Genomic DNA, 23,160 nt, shown 5'->3' on the forward strand with positions numbered 1-23,160 from the left:
GAACATGATCAGTGACCAACTTATTCACCACCTGTAGGCAACAAAGTGCGCCAGTAAGTTGATGTGAACGTCCTCGTCGCGAACTTCAAAGACTGAATCACGGACTATCCAAGACACACAGATACAGCGATACACATAACCCTAATCTCTTGCATTGCTTCCCAATAGTAAAGAGGCAGTGACTTGTGTTGCTAGATATCTACATCGCGTCGTTTGAGTCCATAGCCGATTCGGTTTTTTGTCTTTCTACGCTTACAAATACGTTAAAGTAAAATGCTCATGGCAAAAAACCAAGCGCACGCAGCTTTAACCCCAATGTTCCACTTGTTAAAGCAGAAAGTCGGTCTAATTTACTGTCTGGAATCAGTTGACTACAACAGGAAAGTTCTTGAATGAGAAGTTACTGTAACGAGGTTCAGACTTTTCTTACTTTACGTAATCCATCTGTAGTGCTCAAATAGCGACCACTTAAAAATGGTGCTAGGCTAAATCTAAGTTGGCATTTATATCTTTGATTATAAAGTATGTAATATTTTTTATTTTTCTTAAGCAAGATTAATTACTTGCACAATATAGAAAAACTCTTTGTATACAACTGCTAGAGCTATCGATTTAAAGTTCGCTCGATGAATTGACAGAATAAGACATAGTAGAGGAAGTAAAGTTTGTGAGATATATAGTTTTTTTGTTTACCCTCCTAATATTATCTGGGTGTAATAATGGAGACCAAGGTTTACTTGGAGAACCGGGAGTTTTACCCGAAAAAGTCACTGAGTTGAACGTATCTCCTAAGGTATCAAAGACTCCTGTTGGTTTTTCTATGTCTTACAAAGCAGAGGCGCTTTTATCTAATAAGTTGTCATATGATGTAACCAATGAAGAGTATATTACTTGGCATTCTAGTAATAATGAAGTTGCCGTAGTTAATCACAAAGGGATAGTAACTACAGTATCTGAAGGTGATGTCATTATTACCGCGACGGGTATTGCAGATGACCAAACCTTTAGCGCCAGTGCGGAGTTGCAAGTGACGGGTGCAGTGGTGGAGTCACTAGTGATCACACCAAAGGTAGGTGAGATCCCCGTTGGTTTAAAACATCCTTTCGTTGCAACGGCGTACCTATCGGATGGCAGTGCTTTAGATGTCACTAAAGATGAGGCCATTAGTTGGAGCAGCGATAATAGTGCCGTAGCCAGTGTCAGTAACGCAGAAGAGACAAAAGGTTCTGCCAAAGGTCTCGCTGTAGGTACAGCGATCATAACCGCGACCGGTGTTGCAAATGGCCAAACCTTTAGCGCCAGTGCGGAGTTGCAAGTGACGGATGCAGTGGTGAAATCACTAGTGATCACACCAAAGGTAAGCGAGATCCCAGTTGGTTTAAAACATCCCTTCATTGCAACGGCGTACCTATCGGATGGCAGTGCTTTAGATGTCACTAAAGATGAGGCCATTAGTTGGAGCAGCGATAATAGTGCCGTAGCCAGTGTCAGTAACACAGAAGAGACAAAAGGTTCTGCCAAAGGTCTCGCTGTAGGTAAAGCGACCATTACCGCGACGGGTGTTGCAAATGGCCAAACCTTTAGCGCCATTGCGGAATTGGAAGTGACGGGGGCCGTGGTTGAGTCACTAGTGGTCACACCAAAGGTCAGTGAGAGCCCAGTCGGTTTAAAACATCCCTTCATTGCAACGGCGTACCTGTCAGATGGCAGCGCTTTGGATGTCACTAAAGATGAAGCCATTAGTTGGAGTAGTGATAATAGTGCCGTAGCCAGTGTCAGTAATACAGACGAGACAAAAGGTTCAGCCAAAGGTCTTGCTGTAGGTACAGCGATCATTACCGCAACGGGCGTTGCAAATGGCCAAACCTTTAGCGCCAGTGCGGAATTGGAAGTGACGGGGGCCGTGGTTGAGTCACTAGTGGTCACACCAAAGGTAAGTGAGAGCCCAGTCGGTTTAAAACATCCCTTCATTGCAACGGCGTACCTGTCAGATGGCAGTGCTTTGGATGTCACTAAAGATGAGATCATTAGTTGGAGTAGTGATAATAATGAGGTAGCCAGTGTCAGCAATGCAGAGGAGACAAAAGGTTCAGCCAAAGGTCTCGCTGTAGGCAAGGCGATCATTACCGCAACGGGCGTTGTAAATGGCCAAACCTTTAGCGCCAGTGCGGAATTCGAAGTGACGGATGCTGTGGTTGAGTCACTAGTGGTCACACCAAAGGTAAGTGAGATCCCCGTTGGCTTAAAACATCTCTTCATTGCAACGGCGTACCTATCGGATGGCAGTGCTTTGGATGTCACTAAAGATGAGGCCATTAGTTGGAGTAGTGATAATAATGAGGTAGCCAGTGTCAGTAATACAGGGGAGACAAAAGGTTCAGCCAAAGGTTCAGCCAAAGGTCTCGCTGTAGGCAAGGCGATCATTACCGCAACGGGTGCTGTAAATGGCCAAATCTTTAGCGCCAGTGCGGAGTTGCAAGTAACGGATGCGGTGGTTGAGTCATTAGTGGTCACACCAAAGGTCAGTGAGATCCCCGTTGGTTTAAAACACCTCTTCATTGCAACGGCGTACCTATCGGATGGCAGTGCTTTGGATGTCACTAAAGATGAGGCCATTAGTTGGAGTAGTGATAATAATGAGGTAGCCAGTGTCAGTAATACAGGGGAGACAAAAGGTTCAGCCAAAGGTTCAGCCAAAGGTCTCGCTGTAGGCAAGGCGATCATTACCGCAACGGGTGCTGTAAATGGCCAAACCTTTAGCGCCAGTGCGGAGTTGCAAGTAACGGATGCTGTGGTTGAGTCATTAGTGGTCACACCAAAGGTCAGTGAGATCCCCGTTGGTTTAAAGCACCCCTTCATTGCAACGGCGTACCTATCGGATGGCAGTGCTTTGGATGTCACTAAAGATGAGGCCATTAGTTGGAGTAGTGATAATAATGAAGTAGCCAGTATTAGTAATACAGGGGAGACAAAAGGTTCAGCCAAAGGTTCAGCCAAAGGCCATGCTGTAGGCAAAGCGATCATTACCGCGACGGGCGTTGCAAATGGTCAAACCTTTAGCGCCAGTGCGGAGTTGCAAGTAACGGATGCGGTGGTTGAGTCATTAGTGGTCACACCAAAGGTAAGTGAGAGCCCAGTCGGCTTAAAACATCCCTTCATTGCAACGGCTTACCTATCGGATGGCAGCACTTTGGATGTCACTAAAGATGAGGCTATTAGTTGGAGCAGCGATGATAATGAAGTAGCTAGTGTCAGCAATACAGAAGAGACAAAAGGTTCAGCCAAAGGTCTCGCTGTAGGCAAGGCAATCATCACCGCGACGGGTGTTGCAAATGGCCAAACCTTTAGCGCCAGTGCGGAGTTGCAAGTAACGGATGCTGTGGTGGAGTCACTAGTGATCACGCCAGAGATAAGTGAAATACCCGTAGGTCTAACGCAACCTTTCACGGCAACGGCGTACCTATCGGATGGCAGTGTTTTGGATGTCACTAAAGATGAGGCCATTAGCTGGGGAAGTGATAATGATGTGGCCACCAATGTCAGTAATGCAGACGAGACAAAAGGTCATGTCGAAGGTATCTCTGTAGGCAAGGCGGTCATCACCGCGACGGGCGTTGCAAATGGTCAAACCTTTAGCGCCAGTGCGGAGTTGCAAGTGACGGATGCAGTGGTGAAATCATTAGTCGTGGCGCCAAAGATAAGTGAAATACCTGTTGGTTTAACGTACTCGTTCACAGCAACGGCATATCTATCAGATGGCAGTGCTTTGGATGTGACTAAAGATGAGTCCATTAGCTGGAGTAGTGATAACGATGGTGCTACCAGTGTCAGTAATACAGAGGAAACTAAAGGTGATGTCGAAGGCCTTGCTGTAGGCAAAGCCATCATTACCGCGACAGGCGTTGCAAATGGCCAAACCTTTAGCGCTAGTGCGGAGTTGCAAGTAACAGATGCAGTTGTTATGGAGCTTCAAGTTTCTCCTGTAGAACGCTTGCTTCCCGTTGGAATAGAGAAAGAGTTTATTGCAACCTTGGTTTTTTCTGATGGCTCTGAGTTAAATGTCACTGATGATCCCTCAATACATTGGAAAAGCGAAAATTCAGATGTTGCGACTGTTACTACCGGTTACATTTCCGGGAATGGAATTGTAAAAGGTATCTCTATTGGTAGCTCGGTTATAGCTGTATCTGGGAAATTTGATGATGTTTTGTTCTCTGCTAGCGCGAATGTGGGTATAACTGAGGACAAGTTGCATGCGCTTTACATTGACGGGGCAGCAAGCATACCTGTGTATAATTATCTGGGACCTATCACAGAGCACTATAAAGTTTATGCTGAATATTCAGATATTGGAACGGTAGAGTATGTTGGGAGTTTGGATTGGGAAGTTGATATTTCTGTCATTGGGTTAGCTACTTTTGACCCTGTGTCTTATTCAATTACAACGAACCCTATGGCTCCAGAAATTGCAGGAAAAGTCACTTTGACTGCGTGTGTTAAAGATGGTGTTACTTGTGTTTCAAAAGAAGTGATATTGTTCACACAGATAATACAAGTTTTGGAAGATGATGTCGGAGGCGAGAGCCGAAGTTGTGAGGATCTTGGTTATAAGTCAATAAATGAAGCTGCATTTATTGAGATCTTCAATTCGGAGTTCAGACCTGCTGATGTTTCTAGTTGGGATTCTACTAGTCAATATTGGTCCTATGGCCTTACCGCTGATATTTTCGGAAGAATATTACCTCGAACTGCATCGGGGCCAGTAAAAAGGGCTGTTTATATTGAAGATGGTGCCACAAGCCCAAGTACTGGAAGGGAATTTATAACAGATACATATGATTTGATTTCAAGTAGTTTTGGTAGGGCGAATTTGATTTGTAGTATCGATTGATAGCTAAATACTGTAGGTTAGAGCGATTATTGGGAATACCTAGTTATCGTCACCGCTTAAACTCTCATATTTAAGTGAAAGCTTGTTGGAAATTAAAAGACAGAACATGCAAATGTTCTGTCTTTTTTGATGTTAATTCCATGAGCTCTTTAAATTGCTTTGCACGAATTATATCACCCTTAGATGCTATCTTTTGTTCTTTTGTACTTCGTAAGATGCTCTTTTTCATAGCAGAAGCATAGGTGAACATATGGCTAATCGAGTGTATTTAGAGTTAGCAAAGCAAGCTGGCGATAATGAAAGAGAATACGAATGGGGCATGGCTTGCGAACTTTGGTTAGAAGCTGCCTCAAAAGCACCTGAAAGTAGCACGGATAGGTACTGGGCACTACTTCGTTCAGATTTTTGCCGCTCACGTGGTAGAGAGCATAGTATGTGCTTTATACCTGAGACGTTCGATCAAAGGGAGGAGAAGAGAGAGGCGTTACGTGGCCTGAGTCGACTTAACTATCTGAAAGATAATTGAAGAAGGATCTTTTACTCAGTCCTTAGTAAAACCTTAAAGAAGCGTTTAGTTCTCGAGACTTATCTTTCAGAGGTTCTTGATGTCGTGTAAGAAAAATCTGAGAGTAATAAAGACATATTTCTAAATCAGGAAAAATTTAATAACCTCCCCCTATAGTTGGCGACATTGATCGATAGAGAATACCTATAGAAGTATTCAAGGCTTTTAATGCAATTTCTAACCTAGAAGTACGGTTTTATAAAATTACATTTCGAGTTTTATAGTGAGGGGGAAGTGATATGACTTATTGTTTTCAAGATGAACTGAGTCGATGGGTGGATACTAGAGGTATTTCTCGAAAAGATCTTATCGCATTATTACAGAATAAGGATTATGAACAGTTTAAAGGTCTAGACGCTATAACTCTTAGTCGGTGGTTTACAGGTAAAAGTGTGCCACCAATATACAAGCAGCTTTATATTGCTAGGTGTTTGGATATCGATTTGATAGAGGTGCTTTTACGTATGGATCTATCAAAAATTCGTTACTCCAACAAACATGATATTGTTATCAGTGCATTAGTTAGGGCACTTGATTTCTCTATCTCTAATCTCTCTTATCGCAAGGTTTCTGGACCACTTAAAAGCGAAATCAAAAGTCTGACGTTTGATGAGTACTCAGACATGTTCAAAGAGTTCAACCACAATATCTCACCGTTGAAGCGTTTCTATCAAGACCTTCAAGAGAAAGCGAGTGAAGTGAAGTATCAATGCGTTTTGATTAAAAACGATCAAGATGCCACGGTTGGTCATTGGTACGGCATGATGAACATCGAAGGTATTAATGGGTTTTCTTCATTCATTACCATCCCACAGGAAGTTGCCGAACGCAGTTGTTTGATTGGTGTGGGGTACTATACAAACTCCGCTCATTATTTTGAATTGATCGTTCAGGCACTTTGCTATTACTTAATCAGATATTCTGGTAAGAAAGAATACGCTTACTTCTTTATTGTCGATTTCCAACCGCTGGTCGCTTTCAGTAAACTGGTCTTTAATGCAGAAGAGGTAAAGTACTACCCGCCAAAAGAGAAAGGTAGCATGGGCGTCTACCTCTTTAGACACAATATAATCAAGTCGATATCTAATCCGGTACTCTTAAAAAAGGTCAAAGAAAAGCTCGAATGCCTCGATAACTGCGTTCCAGACTGTAACTTGTGCAATCTTCGTGACTTTAGAAAAGATGAAATTCCAATCGGTCGTGCAATCCCGTTTTTAGATGTGACCGAATCTATCTCGAAAATTGGCGTGAGTCTGGATTGATTTCAATGTCGCGAAATGGCAATTCTATTTCCGAGTCGCTCGATATGATGCAACGGTATTGAGACAACTGACTCGGAGATAGAAACCATGAGTATCGTAATTAAAAATGCCAACGTGTTTAACGGTGTAGGTGAGCAACTTCTGAATAATGTGGATCTTCTGATTGAAAACAACTTAATCACGCAAATCGGGAAAGTGGATGACTCGAATGCTGATCAAGTCATTGATGCCGAAGGAAAAACGGTGATGCCAGGTTTGATTGATGCGCACGTGCACATCACGCTATCAGCGCCTTTCAACGAGATTGATACCATGACGCGTGAAGAAGTGGCGATTCGTTCAGCGAAAATTTCAGAAGAGATGTTGATGCGCGGATTTACTACCATTCGTGATGTGGCCGGTAATACCCTAGGTTTGAAGAACAGTATCGATAAAGGTTATGCCAAAGGTCCACGCATTCTGCCATCTATGGCTGCAATCTCGCAAACCAGTGGTCACGCTGACTACCGTCAAAACCAAGCTCAAGAACGTTTAGCGAATGGTCATGAAGATTCTCCAATGATGAAGTTGGGTGCAATGAAGGTCGCTGATGGTCGTGCTGAAGTGTTGAAAGCCGTTCGTGAGCAGTTATTTATGGGGGCGTCACAAATCAAAGTGATGGCAGGTGGTGGTGCATCCTCGACGTTCGATCCACTGGATACGTTGCAATACACGTTAGATGAAATGAAAGCGGCGGTGGAAGCGGCAAGCGATTATGGAACCTATGTGGCGGCTCATATTCATACAGCGCCAGCGATGAAACGTGCCGCAGAGGCAGGCGTAATGTCCTTTGAGCACGCCACCATTATGGATGAAGAAATCGCTCAAATTGTGAAAGAGAAAGGCATTTGGCTTGTTCCATCATACTTCACGTCATCATTGATTGCAGAACGTAAGATCCCGTTGCCAAACGAAGAGACTTACCGAAAAACCGAGCGCGTTGGTAAGGCGATGTTTAAGTCGGCAGACCTTATCAAGAAATACGATATTCAAAACCTCGCATTTGGTACTGACTGTGTAGGCGAAACCAATGTACATGCAACGCAACTGAATGAACTTCGTGCAATTGAGAAAACGTTCGACACCATCACTGCGCTGCGCATGGCGACATCAAACTGTGGTCGTCTATTCGAAATGTCGACTTACCAACACCCATACCAAGAAGGTAAATTGGGTCAAATCGTTGAAGGTGCTTACGCAGACTTACTGATCATCGATGGGAACCCATTAGAGGGTGTGGAATGTATCGCAAATACTGAAACACAAAAGTTGATCATGAAAGACGGTCTGGTTTACAAGAACACGCTATAAGCGAATTACCTCCCTTACTAAAGGTGCTCATTGAGCACCTTTTTGCGTTTTAAACCGTGTGTAATTAGTTAATAAAAAGCGCGAATGGAACTCTCCAGTGTTCTGTCCAAACAGTTATATGAGGGACAGTTGTTCTAGGTAGTCCGAGGAAGTGGAGTAAACGGCAACAGGTGAATGAGTTAAAGAAAGAAAATGACCAGACAATATGGAAGATGAATAAAAACCGCGCCTTAAATAAGGCACGGTTTTAATAAAGAAGGTTCTCGATTGAAAGAGGGAGAGAAGTAGAAGGGGACTCGAACGAGTTTACTTCATAACATAACGGTAAGTTTTAACGGCCAACCAACAAAGGGCTTTGAATAAAATATTTACGGTTTTGAAGGCAACTTTGCCAATTGTCATCATTAACTCGCCAGCAACCGTCAGGCAAGTGTGTAAATCAGTTTGTTTGAACTCTGCGTAAGTCATATTTGTCTCTCATTTTTTAAGTGGGGGACTCCTGTCGCTCAATGCATACCCTGTAGCGATATAGTAGGAATAAGGGAGAACATGGGCTTACCATTTAGCGCCACTCTCGACGTAAAGATAGAAAATTAATATTGGTTTGACTCTCTAAAGATACTTCCCATGAATTTATTGATTGGCGCTGAATAAATACAAAAAAAGCCACCACTAACAAGTGATGGCTTTGCTGGATTCTGGTGCTATTAGTATTTCACAAATAACATTTTTCTGAGGCTGTTGCAGCGAGATTTGTCCAGCGGATCGCCAAGGTATTCACCATCCTCAGCTGCTTTCTTCATAACAAGCGCTCTCGCTCGGTCATCGCTGTCTAGATCTTGGTATTCTTCCAAGGTTTTCAGCTTCAATAAGCGATACTTTGATTTGTCTTTGCCTGATGCGATGTGGTCGTAACAGTAACTCATTGCTCCAGCGTTTGCGCCAATCTTGCTGGCGTCAGTGATCGCGTAAGCATTAAAACCGATGGTGCTAGTCAGTAAAATCAAAAGGGCGTTATGTGCTTTCATTTTCTTTCCAAATTCAATCAATCTGATGAGTAATGTAAAGATGAATGACGTTCAAAAATTGCCATTAAGCGACATTGACGAAGAACAAATCACGATACTTATTTTGTCAGAACCATGTCAGCGATGAACGCGTGGCGCGAATTGGTAAATCTTAATTGCTTGAATTCAATAATCTCTGCTTATCGAATCATTCGGAGCACGCATTATGAATGCGAGACAATTTACTAGCGACACCAAGCGAAAGTTCCTTCCTTTTGTTTATCTGTTAACTATTACAGGTTGGGGAATTTATACTCTTACGCATGACTATAGTTGGCAGGCTCTCATGTTGCTTGTCATCGGGTTGATGATGGTGTTGCGTAACTATCAACTAGAGAGCAGGCGTATTGATGAAAAGATTGCCGGCATTGCCGCGCACTCAATAACCGGGGTGGTTATCCTTAACCAGCACCAGCGCATTGACTTTGCTAATAAGAGTTTTGCTAAGTTAATTGGTTATACTCGCTCCCAACTAAACGGTGAAAACCTTACCCAATATGGTTTTAGTACCTTGAATGAGGCGCTAGATAAGCTTGGTGCAAAAGCCCATTGGAAAGGTGAGATTAAAGTCACCAATCGCTTTGGTGATCACTTAACACTCGATACTCATGTGACTCATTATGAAATGGGGGTGGGAATGAGAGACCGTTATGTCGTGAGCTTTAGAGATATCAGTCGCCGTGCTCGTTTAGAGAACAAGCTAAAGAACCTTGCTGAAAAAGATCCACTGACTGGCTGCTGGAATCGTCGTCGTTTTGACAAAGAGTTAGCGCGTCATGCGACTATCGCTGACCGTTACGAGGCTTCTAATACCACGTTAGCCATTATCGATATTGACCACTTCAAACAAATCAACGACCAACATGGCCATGATGTTGGTGATCAAGTGCTCAAAGAACTGGGAAAGTTGATGCAAGCGCAGTGTCGAGAGACAGACATCGTCGCTCGTGTTGGCGGAGAAGAGTTCGCCATCATCATGCCAGAGACCAACGTTCGTAATGCATTTGAAGCAATTTATCGTCTGAAAGAAACCATTCAATCGAAAAGCGTATTGGGCATTACTATCAGTAGCGGTATTACCATGATCAATCGCTCGGTTGAGCAAAGCTACCGTATGGCGGACAAGGCATTGTATAGGGCGAAAACCTTAGGGCGAAACCGAGTTTGTAGCGCTGAGCGTGAACAAGTGAGTAGACATCATTCTGAGGTGGAAGATCTGACGGTAATCAATAATAAATAGTCTATTTATGAAGGTTGATTTGTTTACATTTGATAACACGTTGGAGAACGGTTCGGCATTCCTTGCTCAATTGATATCTCTAAAATTAAAAGAGTAGAAATTATTTGAGTTCGATGTATTTATCTTTGTTTATGCTTTTGATGTGTATGTGTTGCTCATGCCGATTTGTGTCGATAAATATTGGTTAATTGACTTTAATTATTGATTTATAATAATTTTACTCTTTCATTTTCGATTGTTAACACTCCGTTAATCTCACTTTACCAATGTTTTAGTAATGATTATTATCGAAAGTATTCAGCTGTTTCTGATCTTTTTTCTAGATAATTGGTTTGAGTTCGAACTAATTTTAAGGCATTTTATATTTAACTAACCGTTCAATTAAAAATAACAAGGATGCAAAATGCCCAAGGTTGGGATGCCTGAAATCAGAAAACCGCAGCTGGTCAAAGCGACGATGTCGGTCATTGACAGAGTAGGTTTGCACGCCGCGAGTATCTCGTTGATCAGCAAAGAAGCTGGAGTATCAACGGGGATCATTAATCACTATTTCGGTGGTAAGCACGGTCTGTTAGAAGAGACTATGCGTGAAATCCTGCGCCAGCTCTCCGCTACCATCAAAGAGAACCTAAGCAAGTTACCTGCTGATGAGCATCATCAACGTATTAACGCCATCATCGACGGCAACTTTGTGGGTTTCCAAGCCGAGAACCAAGTGGCAAAAACTTGGTTGGCATTCTGGTCGTACTCCATGCATGACGCGCAGCTCAAACGTCTGCAACGAGTGAATGAACGACGCCTCCTTTCTCACCTAAAAAAAGAATTAAAAGCTTTGTTGGATCAAGACCAAGCAGAGCTGGTGGCGCATGGTATTGCGTCACTGATTGATGGCATTTGGCTGCGCGGAACGCTCAACCCGCAAGGCATCGATGCAGAGAAAGCACGCGTCATTATTAACGACTATCTCGATAAACAACTCACGTTCTACTCAAAACAAAAATAAAGAGTCAAACCTTCAAATGGATATGAAAGCACACTACATCGATGGTGCGATGCACCTAGGATGCTCAGAAGAACACTTCACCACATACAATCCCGCCAATGGTGAGCCGCTTGCGAATGTGAAGCAGGCTAACCAGCAAGATATGCAAGCGGCAATTGAATCAGCCAAGCGCGGTTTTGCGATTTGGTCTGCCATGACGGCGACAGAACGAAGCCGCATTTTGCTTAAAGCGGTGGCGTTACTTCGTGAAAGAAACGACGAATTGGCGGCACTAGAAGTTGCGGATACAGGCAAACCGATTCAAGAGGCGAATTGCGTAGACATTGCAACGGGTGCGGATGTGATCGAATACTACGCAGGTCTTGCACCTAGCATGCATGGCGAACAGCAACCGCTGAATGAATCACAGTTTTTCTATACTCGCCGCGAGCCTCTGGGCATTTGTGCGGGCATTGGTGCATGGAACTACCCAATCCAAATCGCAATGTGGAAGTCGGCACCTGCGCTTGCTGCGGGTAATGCAATGATCTTCAAGCCATCAGAAGAAACCCCGTTAACTGCACTCAAACTGGCAGCAATCTACAGCGAAGCTGGTTTGCCAGATGGCGTGTTCAACGTTATTCAAGGTGATTACCGAGTAGGGCAAATGCTCACCGCACATCCAGATATCGCTAAAGTCTCTTTCACGGGTGAATCTGGTACGGGCAAAGTCGTGATGGGTGACAGTGCTAATACGCTGAAGCAAGTCACTATGGAGCTTGGCGGTAAATCGCCAATGATCATTTTTGATGATGCCAAGCTAGACGACGCGGTTTCTGCTGCAATGGTTGCAAACTTCTACACCCAAGGTGAGGTTTGTACGCACGGTACTCGCGTATTCGTTCATGAAGGTATTTATGACGATTTTGTCGCTCAACTGAAAACTCGTACCGAGCTGCTGGTGGTTGGCGATCCGCTTGATGAGCAAACCCAAATTGGCACACTAATTTCCAAAGAGCACGAATCAAAAGTTCTTTCCGCAATCGAGCAAGCGAAAGTAAGCAATGCAACGTTGCTGACTGGCGGCTATAAAGTCACAGACAATGGTTTGGCGAGCGGTAATTTTGTTGTGCCAACGGTTTTCATTGATTGCGAAGACGACATGCCGCATGTGCAGCAAGAGATCTTTGGTCCCGTAATGTCAGTGCTTAAGTTCAGTGATGAAGACGAAGTGATTGCACGCGCTAACAACACCGATTACGGACTTGCGGCTGGCGTGTTCACGCAAAATCTCTCTCGTGCACACCGCGTCATTCGTCAAATCCAAGCTGGCATTTGTTGGATTAACACTTGGGGTGATTCCCCAGCTGAAATGCCAGTTGGTGGTTACAAACTGTCTGGCATTGGACGTGAAAATGGTGTTGAGACCCTTAAGCATTACACCCAAACCAAGAGCGTGTTAGTGCATTTGGGCGATTTCGACAGCCCTTACGCCTAATCAGTCTGGAGGATTTGTAATGCAACAACACTACGATTACATCATCGTCGGTGCTGGTTCGGCAGGCTGTGTCTTGGCGGATCGTCTGAGTGAAAGCGGTCAGCACCAAGTATTGCTGCTAGAAGCGGGTGGCTCAGACAAGAGCATCTTCATCCAAATGCCAACGGCGCTGTCTTACCCAATGAACACTGAAAAGTACGCATGGCAGTTCGAAACTGTTGCGGAAGAGGGGTTAGACGGACGTCAACTGCATTGTCCACGCGGCAAAGTGTTAGGCGGCAGCTCTTCGATCAACGGCATGGTTTATGTTCGTGGTCATGCTTGTGACTTTGACGAATGGGAAGAAGAAGGCGCGAAAGGCTGGAACTACCAAGCGTGTCTACCGTACTTTCGTAAAGCGGAAACATGGACAGGCGGCGCAGACGAATACCGTGGCGACAGCGGTCCGGTAGGGACGTGCAACGGCAACGATATGAAGTTGAACCCACTTTACCAAGCGTTTATTGAAGCGGGTAAAGATGCAGGCTACCCAGAAACGCAAGATTACAACGGTTATCAGCAAGAGGGCTTCGGTCCCATGCACATGACGGTAGACAAAGGCGTGCGTGCTTCTACTTCTAACGCTTACTTAAGCCGTGCAAAAAAACGCAGTAATTTCACCTTGATGAAAGGCGTGACCGCTCACCGTATTTTGCTTGAAGGCAAGAAAGCGGTCGGCATTGAGTTCGAACAATCTGGCAAAATTAAACAGTGTTTCGCCAACAAAGAAGTCGTGTCGAGCGCAGGCTCTATCGGCTCGGTACAACTGCTGCAACTTTCGGGGATTGGTCCAAAGACAGTGCTTGAGAAAGCAGGCATTGAAGTGAAACACGCACTAGAAGGTGTGGGTAAGAACTTGCAAGACCACCTTGAAGTGTACTTCCAGTACCACTGCAAACAGCCGATCACGCTTAACAGCAAGTTAGGTTTGATCAGCAAAGGCTTGATTGGTACGGAGTGGATTTTGACGCGTAAAGGTTTGGGCGCAACCAACCACTTTGAATCGTGTGCATTCATCCGTTCTCGTGAAGGATTGAAATCGCCAAATATTCAATATCACTTTCTACCAGCCGCAATGCGTTATGACGGTCGTGCTGCGTTTGATGGTCACGGTTTCCAAGTGCATGTTGGTCCAAACAAGCCAGAGAGTCGCGGCAGCGTTGAAGTGGTTTCTGCCAACCCAAATGACAAGCCAAAAATCGAGTTCAACTACATCTCCACTGAGCAAGATAAGCAGGATTGGCGAGACTGTATTCGTCTAACGCGTGAAATCCTCAACCAACCTGCAATGGATGCGTTCCGCGGCGAGGAGATCCAACCGGGTCTTAACATCACTAGCGATGAAGCGATTGATGAGTGGGTGAAGCAAAACGTGGAAAGTGCTTACCACCCATCGTGTAGCTGCAAAATGGGCGCAGACAATGACCCAATGGCAGTTCTAAATGAAGCCTGTCAAGTGCGCGGCATTGAAGGCTTGCGTGTGGTGGATTCATCCATCTTCCCAACAATTCCGAATGGCAACTTAAACGCACCAACCATCATGGTCGCAGAGCGTGCCGCGGACATGATCTTGGGGAACGTACTCGAAGAATCAAATAACACACCAGTTTGGATTGCTCCGAACTGGCAAGAGACGCAAAGAATGCGTCCGCCGAAAAGAGACTTAAGCTCAATCTCATAAAGTCAGTAATCATTACAAGGAATTTAAACATGTCTACGATGACAAAAATCTTTTCATCTATCGCGCTGAGTGCAGTGGCGACAGGTGCTTACGCTAACCAATGTGAAACTGTTCGATTTGCCGATGTAGGCTGGACAGACATTACTGCAACCACAGCTGTTACCTCTGAACTGCTAAAAGGCTTGGGCTACAAAACCAAGATCGATCTGCTGTCTGTACCTGTGACGTACTCTTCAATGGCAAACGGCGACATTGACGTATTCCTAGGCAACTGGATGCCAACCATGGAAGGCGATATTGCCAAATACCGTGAAGCTAGCACAGTGGAAACCGTTCGCGCAAACCTAGAGGGCGCGAAATACACACTAGCAGTGCCAAAGTATGTGTACGACGCGGGCGTGAAAAGCTTTGCTGACTTGGCAAAACATGCTGACAAGTTTAAAGACCGCATCTACGGCATTGAGCCGGGTAACGATGGCAACCGCCTGATTCAAGATATGATCGACAGTGATGCATTCGGTTTGAAAGACTTCAGCCTAGTGGAATCAAGTGAAGCAGGCATGGTGTCTCAGGTGTCTCGCGCAGTGCGCCGTAACCAGTGGATCGTTTACCTAGGTTGGGCTCCGCACCCAATGAACAGCAATGTTGAGATGGAATACCTATCTGGCGGCGACGACTTCTTTGGTCCTAACTATGGTGGTGCGAATGTCTACACCAACGTGCGCCAAGATTACCTATCTGAGTGTCAAAACGTAGGTCAACTGCTTAAGAATCTAGAGTTCAGCCTAGAGATGGAAAACCAGTTGATGGAAGCGGTTCTGAACCAAAAACAGAAGCCAGCGAAAGCAGCACAAGAATGGTTGAATGCCAACCCACAACAATTTGAAGCATGGCTAGAAGGCGTGAAGACGCTGGATGGTAAAGACGCAAAACAAGCGATTACTTCTTACTTAAAAACAAACGCTTAATCATTCCTCTCTTAAGGAACAGGTGGGCAGCGATGCCCCCCTTTTAACACAAAGGTTTTATTGTGAATTTTATTACGGACAACAAACTTCCGTTGGGCGAATGGATGGAAACGGGCGTGGATTGGTTAACCATGAACGCGTCGGGTTTCTTTGATGCTATCTCTATTTTTCTCGAAACCATCATTCTTTTCGTGGTGGATATTTTCAAATGGATGCCACCGGCAGCACCAATCATCATGACCGCAGCGATTGCGTGGTTCCTACACCGCAGCATTCCTTTGGTCGTGTTTATCGTGCTGGCGCTGCTGACTATCCTTAACCTCGGCTACTGGCAAGAAATGCTGGAAACCTTTGTTCTCGTCTTCGCTGCGACAACGATTTCCGTATTAATTGGCGTGCCGCTTGGCATCATGGCGGCGCATCGCCCGTGGTTGTATACCTTATTGCGCCCGATACTCGATTTAATGCAGACGGTACCAACGTTTGTGTATCTGATCCCAACATTGGTTCTGTTTGGTTTGGGTATCGTACCGGGTCTGATTTCCACCATTATCTTTGCCATTGCAGCGCCAATTCGTCTGACTTACCTTGGCATCACCAAAGTGCCAGAAGAGCTGATTGAAGCGGGTAAAGCGTTTGGTGCCAGTCGCATGAAATTGCTATTCAAAGTCGAACTCCCAGCAGCATTGCCAAGCATTATGGCGGGCGTTACGCAGTGCATTATGTTGTCGCTTTCCATGGTGGTGATTGCGGCGCTAGTCGGTGCCGACGGTCTGGGTAAACCAGTCGTACGAGCACTGAACACCGTGAACATTTCTCAAGGGTTTGAAGCAGGTTTAGCGATTGTTTTAGTCGCGATTATTCTCGACCGCTTGTGCAAAGCACCAAACCAGAAGGAGGCATAACATGGACGCAATTACGATTGAAAACCTCGATGTTGTGTTTGGTCAGCAGCAAGAGCAAGCATTGGCGCTACTAGACCAAGGCAAGTCTCGTCAAGAGATCATTGATGAAACCGGACAAGTGGTTGGTGTTGATAAGGTCTCCATGAGCGTCAAGCAAGGTGAGATCTGTGTATTGATGGGACTTTCCGGTTCGGGTAAATCCAGCCTGCTTCGTGCCGTTAATGGTTTGAATGAGATCTCTCGCGGTTCACTCAAAATCAAAGATGGCGACGACATGGTAGAGCTTGCCAACTGTGACGAACAGACTCTACGTAACTTGCGAACTCATCGCGTATCGATGGTGTTCCAAAAGTTTGCGCTTATGCCGTGGTTAACCGTATTAGATAATGTGGCTTTTGGGCTTGAGATGCAGGGTATTGGCAAAGCGGAACGTCGCAAAAAGGCGCGTGAACAACTAGAAATGGTTGGGCTAAGCGAGTGGGAGAGTAAGTTCCCGCATGAGCTTTCTGGCGGTATGCAGCAACGCGTTGGTTTAGCTCGTGCTTTTGCTATGGATACTGACATCTTGTTAATGGATGAACCGTTCTCTGCGCTCGATCCACTTATTCGCGCTCAGCTTCAAGATGAATTGATTCAACTGCAAGAGAAGCTCAATAAGACGATTTTGTTTGTGAGCCATGACCTAGATGAAGCGCTGAAAATCGGTAACAACATTGCCATTATGGAATCGGGCAAACTGATTCAACACGGCAAGCCTGAGCAAATCATCCTTGCGCCAGAAAACGACTATGTGGCGGACTTTGTGGCTCACACTAATCCGCTTAACGTATTGAAAGGTCGTTCACTGATGCAAGCCAGCACCGAGCTTAAGCAGCAGAATGACCGTGTATTGGTGTGTGCAGATAAGCAGATTTGGGTCGAGCAAGAACCGAAAGGTGTAACGCTAGTGGATTCCGATAAGTCGTTGGTGAATTGGGAAAGCGATTCAACCACGCTCGATGACATTGGCGAAAGCACAGTCGTTCAAGCTAACCCAGACATCAGCATGCGTGAGGCGATCGAGCTGAAGCAACGCAGTAATCAGCCTATCTTGCTGGTAGAAGATAATAAGTTAGTGGGCGTATTGAGTGATAACGAGTTGTACGATGCGCTGCTTGGTAACTTTAAGTCCAAGCAAGTGGCGTAGCTGTCTATTATCTCAAAACGTTTGTTGATTCCCCCTCAGCAAAACAAAAAAAGAGCCGTACCCTTAGACTAAGAAACTAAGAAGTGCGGCTCTTTCAATTTGAACAATGATTTAGATAGCTAGGCTAGGAGCTAAGGAGCTAGGAGGCATACTCATTAAAGAGTAGTAATTACGTCATCCATATTTAGACGTGCTTTTGGTAGACCCTGGTTGTAGTCTTCGCCGTCTTTGTGGTAGCCGATTGCTAGTGCAACTTCACATACGTGACCGTCTAGTTCTGCTTTGAACTCTTCGCCGATCAGTGTTGGGTCAACACCTTCCATTGGAGTAGAGTCGATACCTAGACGCGCTAGCGTGTGCAGTAGGTTACCAAGCGCGATGTAAACTTGCGCTTTCGTCCAACCGCCGTTGTAGCCGCTCTCATCTGTATTTGCTTCAGCAAATGCGTAAGCACCCATGAACATGTCGTACATATCTGCTGGTAGGTGACCAGAAGTTACCTCAGCATCAACACGCTTCGCGAATTTCTCTTTAGTGAATTTTGGGTCGTACGCTAGCAGAATAGTGTGAGACGCTGCTTTAGCGTGTGGTTGGTTGAACTTATGCATGTTAGCAAACGTGTCGTGGAAACGCTGTTTCGCTTCGTCACTCTCAATTACGATGAATTTCCAAGGCTGAGAGTTGATAGAAGACGCAGATAGGCGAATGGCTTCTTTGATGATTGCCATATCTTCTTGAGAGATGCGTTTCTCTTCGTCGTATTTTTTAGCTGTGTAACGGTTGTTTAGGTCTGTAATGATTTGATGAGACACGTTTATATCCTCTTAATATTATTAGACAAATGAGAATGCGCTTAGCATCGACAACCATGCGTACCTCGAAAGTGAGTCCATAATATCGATTTTTTTCGAATTGATAATACGCGTTTCATTTAAATCACTTTCTATTTTTTATTGAAAATCGAATTTAACGGATGAAAACAAACAAAGCGAACCTTCGCGTTTAAATGTTCGTCTTAGCGTCACTTTGACCTGAAAAAAGCTTAGTAATTTGCTTTGTTTATCAAATTAGGTTCATAATCTACGCAGTTAGCGAGAGGAAAAAGTAATGAACGTAATCGAAGTTTTTAACGACAGCTACGAACGTTGCGTTGCACACGATGAGTTCTTTGATTTGTTTTATGGCAACTTTTGGTCGAAAGGCGAGAACTTCAGGCAAAAGTTCGATGGCGTAGACATGAAAAAGCAAATCCGAATGCTCAAAGGTTCCATCGTGTTTGTGATGATGGCAGATACCTCAATAGACGCCCGCGACATGATGCGAAAGTACGGCAATAAACATGGGCAAGGAAATATTGGCGTAGCCCCAGAAGATATCGATGTTTGGTTTGAAAGCTTACTGGAAACCGTAAAACAGTGTGATTCTAATTTTGATGAAAGCGTTGAATACGCATGGCGTCAGTGTTTTGAAACCGGATTAGCGATCATGAAGAAAGAGTGCAAAAACGTTTAACAACAAAGCGTGTTTGCCTGAGGGAGGCGAAACACTTTGTCACGCAATCTGGGTTTTCATGCGTTGTGGTTCGTAGGAAAACCAGTAAACTACAAAGAATTGACGACATTCAGATAAGAACATAAGTTGGAAATTATGGTGTTAATTGCGATTCGATTGGTGAAGCTGGCCGTTATCTGTGCGGTGTTTTTCACTATTTACGACATAATTGCATTCGGTGAAGTGACTTGGATTAATCGTTTTTTCAACCTGTAATCCGAAAAGTGAAAGGGGTGGAAGTACCCCTTTTAGCAATCTAGTTTGCCATTTCCGGTTCTTGAAGGTTGTTGTTTACGACAGATACCTGCTGGCAACGATCTTGTGCTAAGAACAGAAACGTATCGTATCCGCTTTGATCTAACTCTTCATTAGGCACCAGTTGCTTGACGATGTTATCGCACTTCTTGATTAATTCCTCTACTTCTAACGCGCTCTTGTTGGTCGGCCATGCTCGAGTGAGCACCTTGATAATGTTGATACAAACCGTACGAAGCAGAGGGCAGCGGGTTTGCAGCTCTATCAATGCGTCGATCAAGGCTTGGTAGTTTTCTTCGGCCGCTCGAACTTTTTTGTATTGTTCTTGCATCCAAGCTTGTCGTTCTACATTGTTCGCCTCCAACGAGCGACCAAGTGTAATTTTACTCGACAGAATGGTATCACTAGAGTCGGTTTGCAAGTTCTCAAAGCACCATGTGATCGCATGGGTAAACTCGGATTCAAAGTTCATTTCATGCAGTAGCCACGCAAGATGAAACTGCGCGTAAAAATGCGCAAATGGTTTACGGCGATATAGGTCACTAAGTACCTTAAACGCTGCCACATACTGATTTTCTTCAATCGCGATATGTGCCGCAATCAAATCCAATTCATCTTTCAATGCCTTATTCTCGGGCCCCGTCATGACGGATTTGAACAAGGTTTTCGCTTGAGCCAATAAGTCTTCTCTTCCTTCCAACTTACGTGTGCAATAGAGAAGGATTCGAATTAGGTTCAATTTTGCGTAGGTATTGTTTCTGTACGTGTCTTTGTTGATTTCCATGTAAGCGTGGTAGTGCTGTAACGCTGGGTAATAGTCGTGCTCCGCTAGACACAAGTTTACGATTACTAGCTCACGCTCGGAGTTACCTTCGACTAGGTTATTGGCTAACTCTAAGTGCTTAATCGCCGTTGGTACTTCACGATTTAGCATGTTGAAGTTGGCAGCGCACTCCCGTACTTCGACGTTATGTGGGGACTCTTCTAGTAAGGTTCGAACAAGACGTTGAGCGTCATCACTTTCGCCCAAAGAAACCAACGTATTCGCCAAGCCTATTTTTGCCCAGTTTACATCTTTGCGCTCGATCACTTGTTCATACACCACTTTGGCTTCGTGGTGTAGTTTAAGACGTGTTAGAAAGTCGGCACGGAACTTTTCTATAACGAAGAAGTATTCTGGATGAAACGGAGTAAGTTCGTCGCATGCTTCTAAGCCTGCATGGGCATCGTTGTTGAATTCGGCTTGGTAGATAGCTTGTAACGTACTTTTACGTTTGATTGCTCCTGAAATACGTTCTCTGAGCGCGACGGAGTTAAAAGGCTTGAGCAGATATTCATCCGGCTTCAGTTCAATAATCGCTCGTACGATAGTTGCGGAATTCTCTCCTGTGACCAGAATAAAAACCGTATCGTGATTGAGCAGTTTGAGGTGTTTTAGCTCTTCAAATAGTTGTTTTCCATTCATGCCGCGACCAAAGTTGTAATCGCAAATGATCAGGTCAATACGCTCTTGGTGTGCAATGGAAATCGCGCCTTTGGCTAATCGAGCAGTGAAAATGCGCTTGTCAGAAAAACCATGCTTAATCAGCATATTACGTAACGTAAGAATCACGATGGGGGCATCGTCGACGATTAATACATTGTACTGTGAGAAAGGTTTTGTATTCATTCCAAAGTTAACTCATCAAGTGAACCAAACGGTTGCTAACGAATAGCCGCTAAGGTCTAACTCAATTGCTGGCGAGACATCGGCTTAGTAAATAGTCAAGCAAAATCTGAGAAAAAACAGTTGCTTATAATCGACCGCCTTCAACAATCAAAACGTTTATTTAATTACTCTCATTCATATCCAGCCACTGCTGCGTGGTGGTAACGACGGTTCTTAATTCGTTAAGCAATGCTGTTCTTGCGTGTTGTTCTTGTTGTGTACCTATCAGTGATTCACATTGTTCAGCGCTGTGTTTTAATTGGGTCAAGTTCAATGCTGCGGCCGAGCCTTTGATTCGGTGTGCAACAGATTTGAGGCTTTCCTCACCGGAATGAATCAACGCGATGTCATTAGTTAGAGCTTCGCATACCACGTGCGCGATTTCGATTTTTTCCTCACGATGATAAGCGTCCAACCAAACGTTTTGATCGTCGCAGTACAAGGTCACCGACAAATACTTTTCACACAAGGCTTTGAGGTCGTCTAAGTTGTATGGTTTGAATAAAACTGACTCCATACCGTTTTGTTTCGCTTTTTCAATAACATTTCGCGGGCTTTCTGCAGTACAGGCCACTACGGGAATTGAAGAGAATTCGCGGTCCGCTTTAAGCGTATGTGCTAGTTGGTAACCGTCCATCTCTGGCATATGGCAGTCGGTCATCACAAAATTAAAGGGTGCGAATTCGGGGGCGTTTTGTGTTTGTTTTAATAACTCAATAGCTTCCACACCACTTGTAGCAAGTTGGCAATTTATGCCAAGTTTTTCAAACTGACGTTTGAACAACTGTCGGTTAATCGCGTCATCGTCAACGACTAAAACACGACCATGCAAGTGACAAGATGTAGTTTGCAACGACTGGCTTTGCATCATCGAACTGCTGTTCAGTTTCTGCAAAATCAAGTCGGGATAAACGTTGGAGTAATGGGGGTCTAAGTCGATAACGTGATGTTTACTCTCAAACTCATCAAGGGTGACTTGCCATGTATTCAACCAACGCTGTATTTGTCTATCTTCTGTATAAATCGGTCCCACGCTTGTTAAATCGAGTGGTTGACTGGTCATTGGTAAGCGTACCGTAATGCTTGTGCCTTGCCCCCTTTGACTTTCTACCTCGATAGTGCCTGTCATGGTATCGACCAAACTTTTGACGATAGACATGCCAAGTCCAGTGCCACCGAAACGGCGACTGATGCTCTTGTCGCCTTGTACAAAGGGTTGGAAGAGGGATCCTAACTGTGCTGTGTTCATACCGCATCCAGTATCTTGGACGGATAATTCGAGCTGATTTTGGGTCACGTGCACACCCACGCTTACCTTGCCTTTGTCGGTAAACTTCACCGAGTTGCTCAATAAGTTATTGATGATTTGGTTGACGCGTAACCAGTCAAGGTTCACCAAAGCATGCGGAGTTGGTGTCCAGTTCAGTTCAAAATCTAAATGCTTTTGCTCGATGGCTTTCTCAAAGCTTCGCAACGTAGATCCAAGCTCTAGATAAATATTGCCAGTTTGGATATTCAACTGAAGTTGGTTAGCGCCTATCTTCGAAAAATCTAGAATATCATTTACGTGCAACTGCAATCGCTCAGCAGATTGCATCGCGCTTTTCAGTAGCTCTTTACTCTCTGTGCGTTCTAAATCTTGTTCTAACAATTCCATTAAACCCAGCATCGCGGCGATTGGAGTACGCAACTCATGGCTAACTACCGCAAGAAAGTGTTCACATGCTTCAATCGCTTGCATGGTTTTCAAGTTAGACGCTTTCAATGTGATATCTCTCTGCTTCAATTCACTGACGTTATCAAACACAGTCATATGATGCTGAGCCCCTTCTATGAATAGTTAACAGCTTGTTTGCATCTCGGTAGTGTTTGTCTCCCGAAAAGCGCAATGGAGTTGTGGTACTTTTTGAGTTGGTATCGACGGTTTCTCTAGTCAATATAGCAAGCAACAGAATGCGGACAGCAACTGACCGTCCCCCCAAATCACGATGAATTCTTTGTTGACACCATAG

Annotated in this window: 16 protein-coding genes and 1 pseudogene; 12 read left to right on the forward strand and 5 right to left on the reverse strand. The window is 44.6% G+C overall.

The window, feature by feature from the left end; all coding sequences use genetic code 11:
• The first annotated feature begins 667 nt into the window (after nucleotides 1-667).
• The 4 genes from C1S74_RS20815 to C1S74_RS20835 all read left to right on the forward strand — a co-directional run bounded on the left by C1S74_RS20815 (nucleotide 668) and on the right by C1S74_RS20835 (nucleotide 8,068).
• The gene (locus C1S74_RS20815; RefSeq protein WP_103415359.1) at nucleotides 668-4,891 is read left to right on the forward strand and encodes an Ig-like domain-containing protein; all 4,224 of its coding nucleotides are present in this window, start codon (nucleotides 668-670) and stop codon (nucleotides 4,889-4,891) included.
• A gap of 250 nt (nucleotides 4,892-5,141) precedes the next feature.
• Nucleotides 5,142-5,417, forward strand: coding sequence for an ANR family transcriptional regulator (locus tag C1S74_RS27140; RefSeq protein ID WP_045399680.1), 276 nt, complete (start codon nucleotides 5,142-5,144; stop codon nucleotides 5,415-5,417).
• Nucleotides 5,418-5,920: 503 nt separating this feature from the next.
• A complete protein-coding gene (locus C1S74_RS20830) occupies nucleotides 5,921-6,718 on the forward strand; it encodes an XRE family transcriptional regulator (RefSeq protein ID WP_231572665.1) in 798 nt (265 codons plus the stop codon).
• Nucleotides 6,719-6,805: 87 nt separating this feature from the next.
• A complete protein-coding gene (locus C1S74_RS20835) occupies nucleotides 6,806-8,068 on the forward strand; it encodes a metal-dependent hydrolase family protein (RefSeq protein WP_045399684.1) in 1,263 nt (420 codons plus the stop codon).
• Nucleotides 8,069-8,374: 306 nt separating this feature from the next.
• On the opposite strand, the gene C1S74_RS26550 is transcribed toward C1S74_RS20835, so the two are convergent.
• Together C1S74_RS26550 and C1S74_RS20840 are read right to left on the reverse strand one after the other, a co-directional pair.
• Nucleotides 8,375-8,536, reverse strand: coding sequence for a hypothetical protein (locus C1S74_RS26550; protein WP_167391153.1), 162 nt, complete (start codon nucleotides 8,534-8,536; stop codon nucleotides 8,375-8,377).
• A 239-nt stretch (nucleotides 8,537-8,775) separates the two neighbouring features.
• A complete protein-coding gene (locus C1S74_RS20840; RefSeq protein ID WP_045399686.1) occupies nucleotides 8,776-9,096 on the reverse strand; it encodes a hypothetical protein in 321 nt (106 codons plus the stop codon).
• Nucleotides 9,097-9,421: 325 nt separating this feature from the next.
• Here C1S74_RS20840 and C1S74_RS20845 point away from each other — a divergent pair, with 325 nt between their 5' ends.
• The 7 genes from C1S74_RS20845 to choV all read left to right on the forward strand — a co-directional run bounded on the left by C1S74_RS20845 (nucleotide 9,422) and on the right by choV (nucleotide 17,634).
• Complete coding sequence (locus tag C1S74_RS20845; RefSeq protein WP_231578838.1) at nucleotides 9,422-10,375, forward strand: sensor domain-containing diguanylate cyclase; 954 nt, start codon at nucleotides 9,422-9,424, stop codon at nucleotides 10,373-10,375.
• A 403-nt stretch (nucleotides 10,376-10,778) separates the two neighbouring features.
• Entirely contained in the window at nucleotides 10,779-11,378 is a 600-nt protein-coding gene (gene betI / locus C1S74_RS20850) for a transcriptional regulator BetI (RefSeq protein ID WP_045399693.1), read from the forward strand.
• 16 nt (nucleotides 11,379-11,394) lie between these two features.
• Nucleotides 11,395-12,855: a betaine-aldehyde dehydrogenase gene (betB, locus tag C1S74_RS20855; RefSeq protein WP_045399696.1), complete on the forward strand. Its 1,461-nt coding sequence runs from the start codon at nucleotides 11,395-11,397 to the stop codon at nucleotides 12,853-12,855.
• Between the two features lie 19 nt (nucleotides 12,856-12,874).
• On the forward strand, nucleotides 12,875-14,575 hold the full coding sequence (gene betA / locus C1S74_RS20860) for a choline dehydrogenase (protein ID WP_045399699.1): 1,701 nt from the start codon (nucleotides 12,875-12,877) through the stop codon (nucleotides 14,573-14,575).
• Between the two features lie 29 nt (nucleotides 14,576-14,604).
• Nucleotides 14,605-15,543 carry a choline ABC transporter substrate-binding protein gene (locus C1S74_RS20865; protein WP_045399701.1) on the forward strand — a complete coding sequence of 313 codons (939 nt, stop codon included), beginning with the start codon at nucleotides 14,605-14,607 and terminating at the stop codon, nucleotides 15,541-15,543.
• 62 nt (nucleotides 15,544-15,605) lie between these two features.
• Nucleotides 15,606-16,448: a choline ABC transporter permease subunit gene (choW, locus tag C1S74_RS20870; RefSeq protein ID WP_005425967.1), complete on the forward strand. Its 843-nt coding sequence runs from the start codon at nucleotides 15,606-15,608 to the stop codon at nucleotides 16,446-16,448.
• A 1-nt stretch (nucleotide 16,449) separates the two neighbouring features.
• Entirely contained in the window at nucleotides 16,450-17,634 is a 1,185-nt protein-coding gene (choV, locus tag C1S74_RS20875) for a choline ABC transporter ATP-binding protein (RefSeq protein ID WP_045399703.1), read from the forward strand.
• Nucleotides 17,635-17,789: 155 nt separating this feature from the next.
• Here the strand turns inward: choV and C1S74_RS20880 are convergent, their stop codons facing one another.
• The gene (locus C1S74_RS20880) at nucleotides 17,790-18,446 is read right to left on the reverse strand and encodes an NAD(P)H-dependent oxidoreductase (protein ID WP_045399707.1); all 657 of its coding nucleotides are present in this window, start codon (nucleotides 18,444-18,446) and stop codon (nucleotides 17,790-17,792) included.
• A gap of 295 nt (nucleotides 18,447-18,741) precedes the next feature.
• Between C1S74_RS20880 and C1S74_RS20885 the strand changes: the two genes are divergently transcribed.
• Nucleotides 18,742-19,146: a globin family protein gene (locus tag C1S74_RS20885; RefSeq protein WP_045399709.1), complete on the forward strand. Its 405-nt coding sequence runs from the start codon at nucleotides 18,742-18,744 to the stop codon at nucleotides 19,144-19,146.
• 295 nt (nucleotides 19,147-19,441) lie between these two features.
• On the opposite strand, the gene C1S74_RS20890 is transcribed toward C1S74_RS20885, so the two are convergent.
• Complete coding sequence (locus C1S74_RS20890; protein ID WP_045399711.1) at nucleotides 19,442-21,109, reverse strand: response regulator; 1,668 nt, start codon at nucleotides 21,107-21,109, stop codon at nucleotides 19,442-19,444.
• Nucleotides 21,110-21,269: 160 nt separating this feature from the next.
• Nucleotides 21,270-23,085, reverse strand: a pseudogene (locus C1S74_RS20895) (hybrid sensor histidine kinase/response regulator); the annotation flags it as partial.
• Between the last annotated feature and the right edge of the window lie 75 nt (nucleotides 23,086-23,160).

Origin of the sequence: Vibrio hyugaensis (assembly GCF_002906655.1) — a bacterium.
Lineage (GTDB): Bacteria > Pseudomonadota > Gammaproteobacteria > Enterobacterales > Vibrionaceae > Vibrio > Vibrio hyugaensis.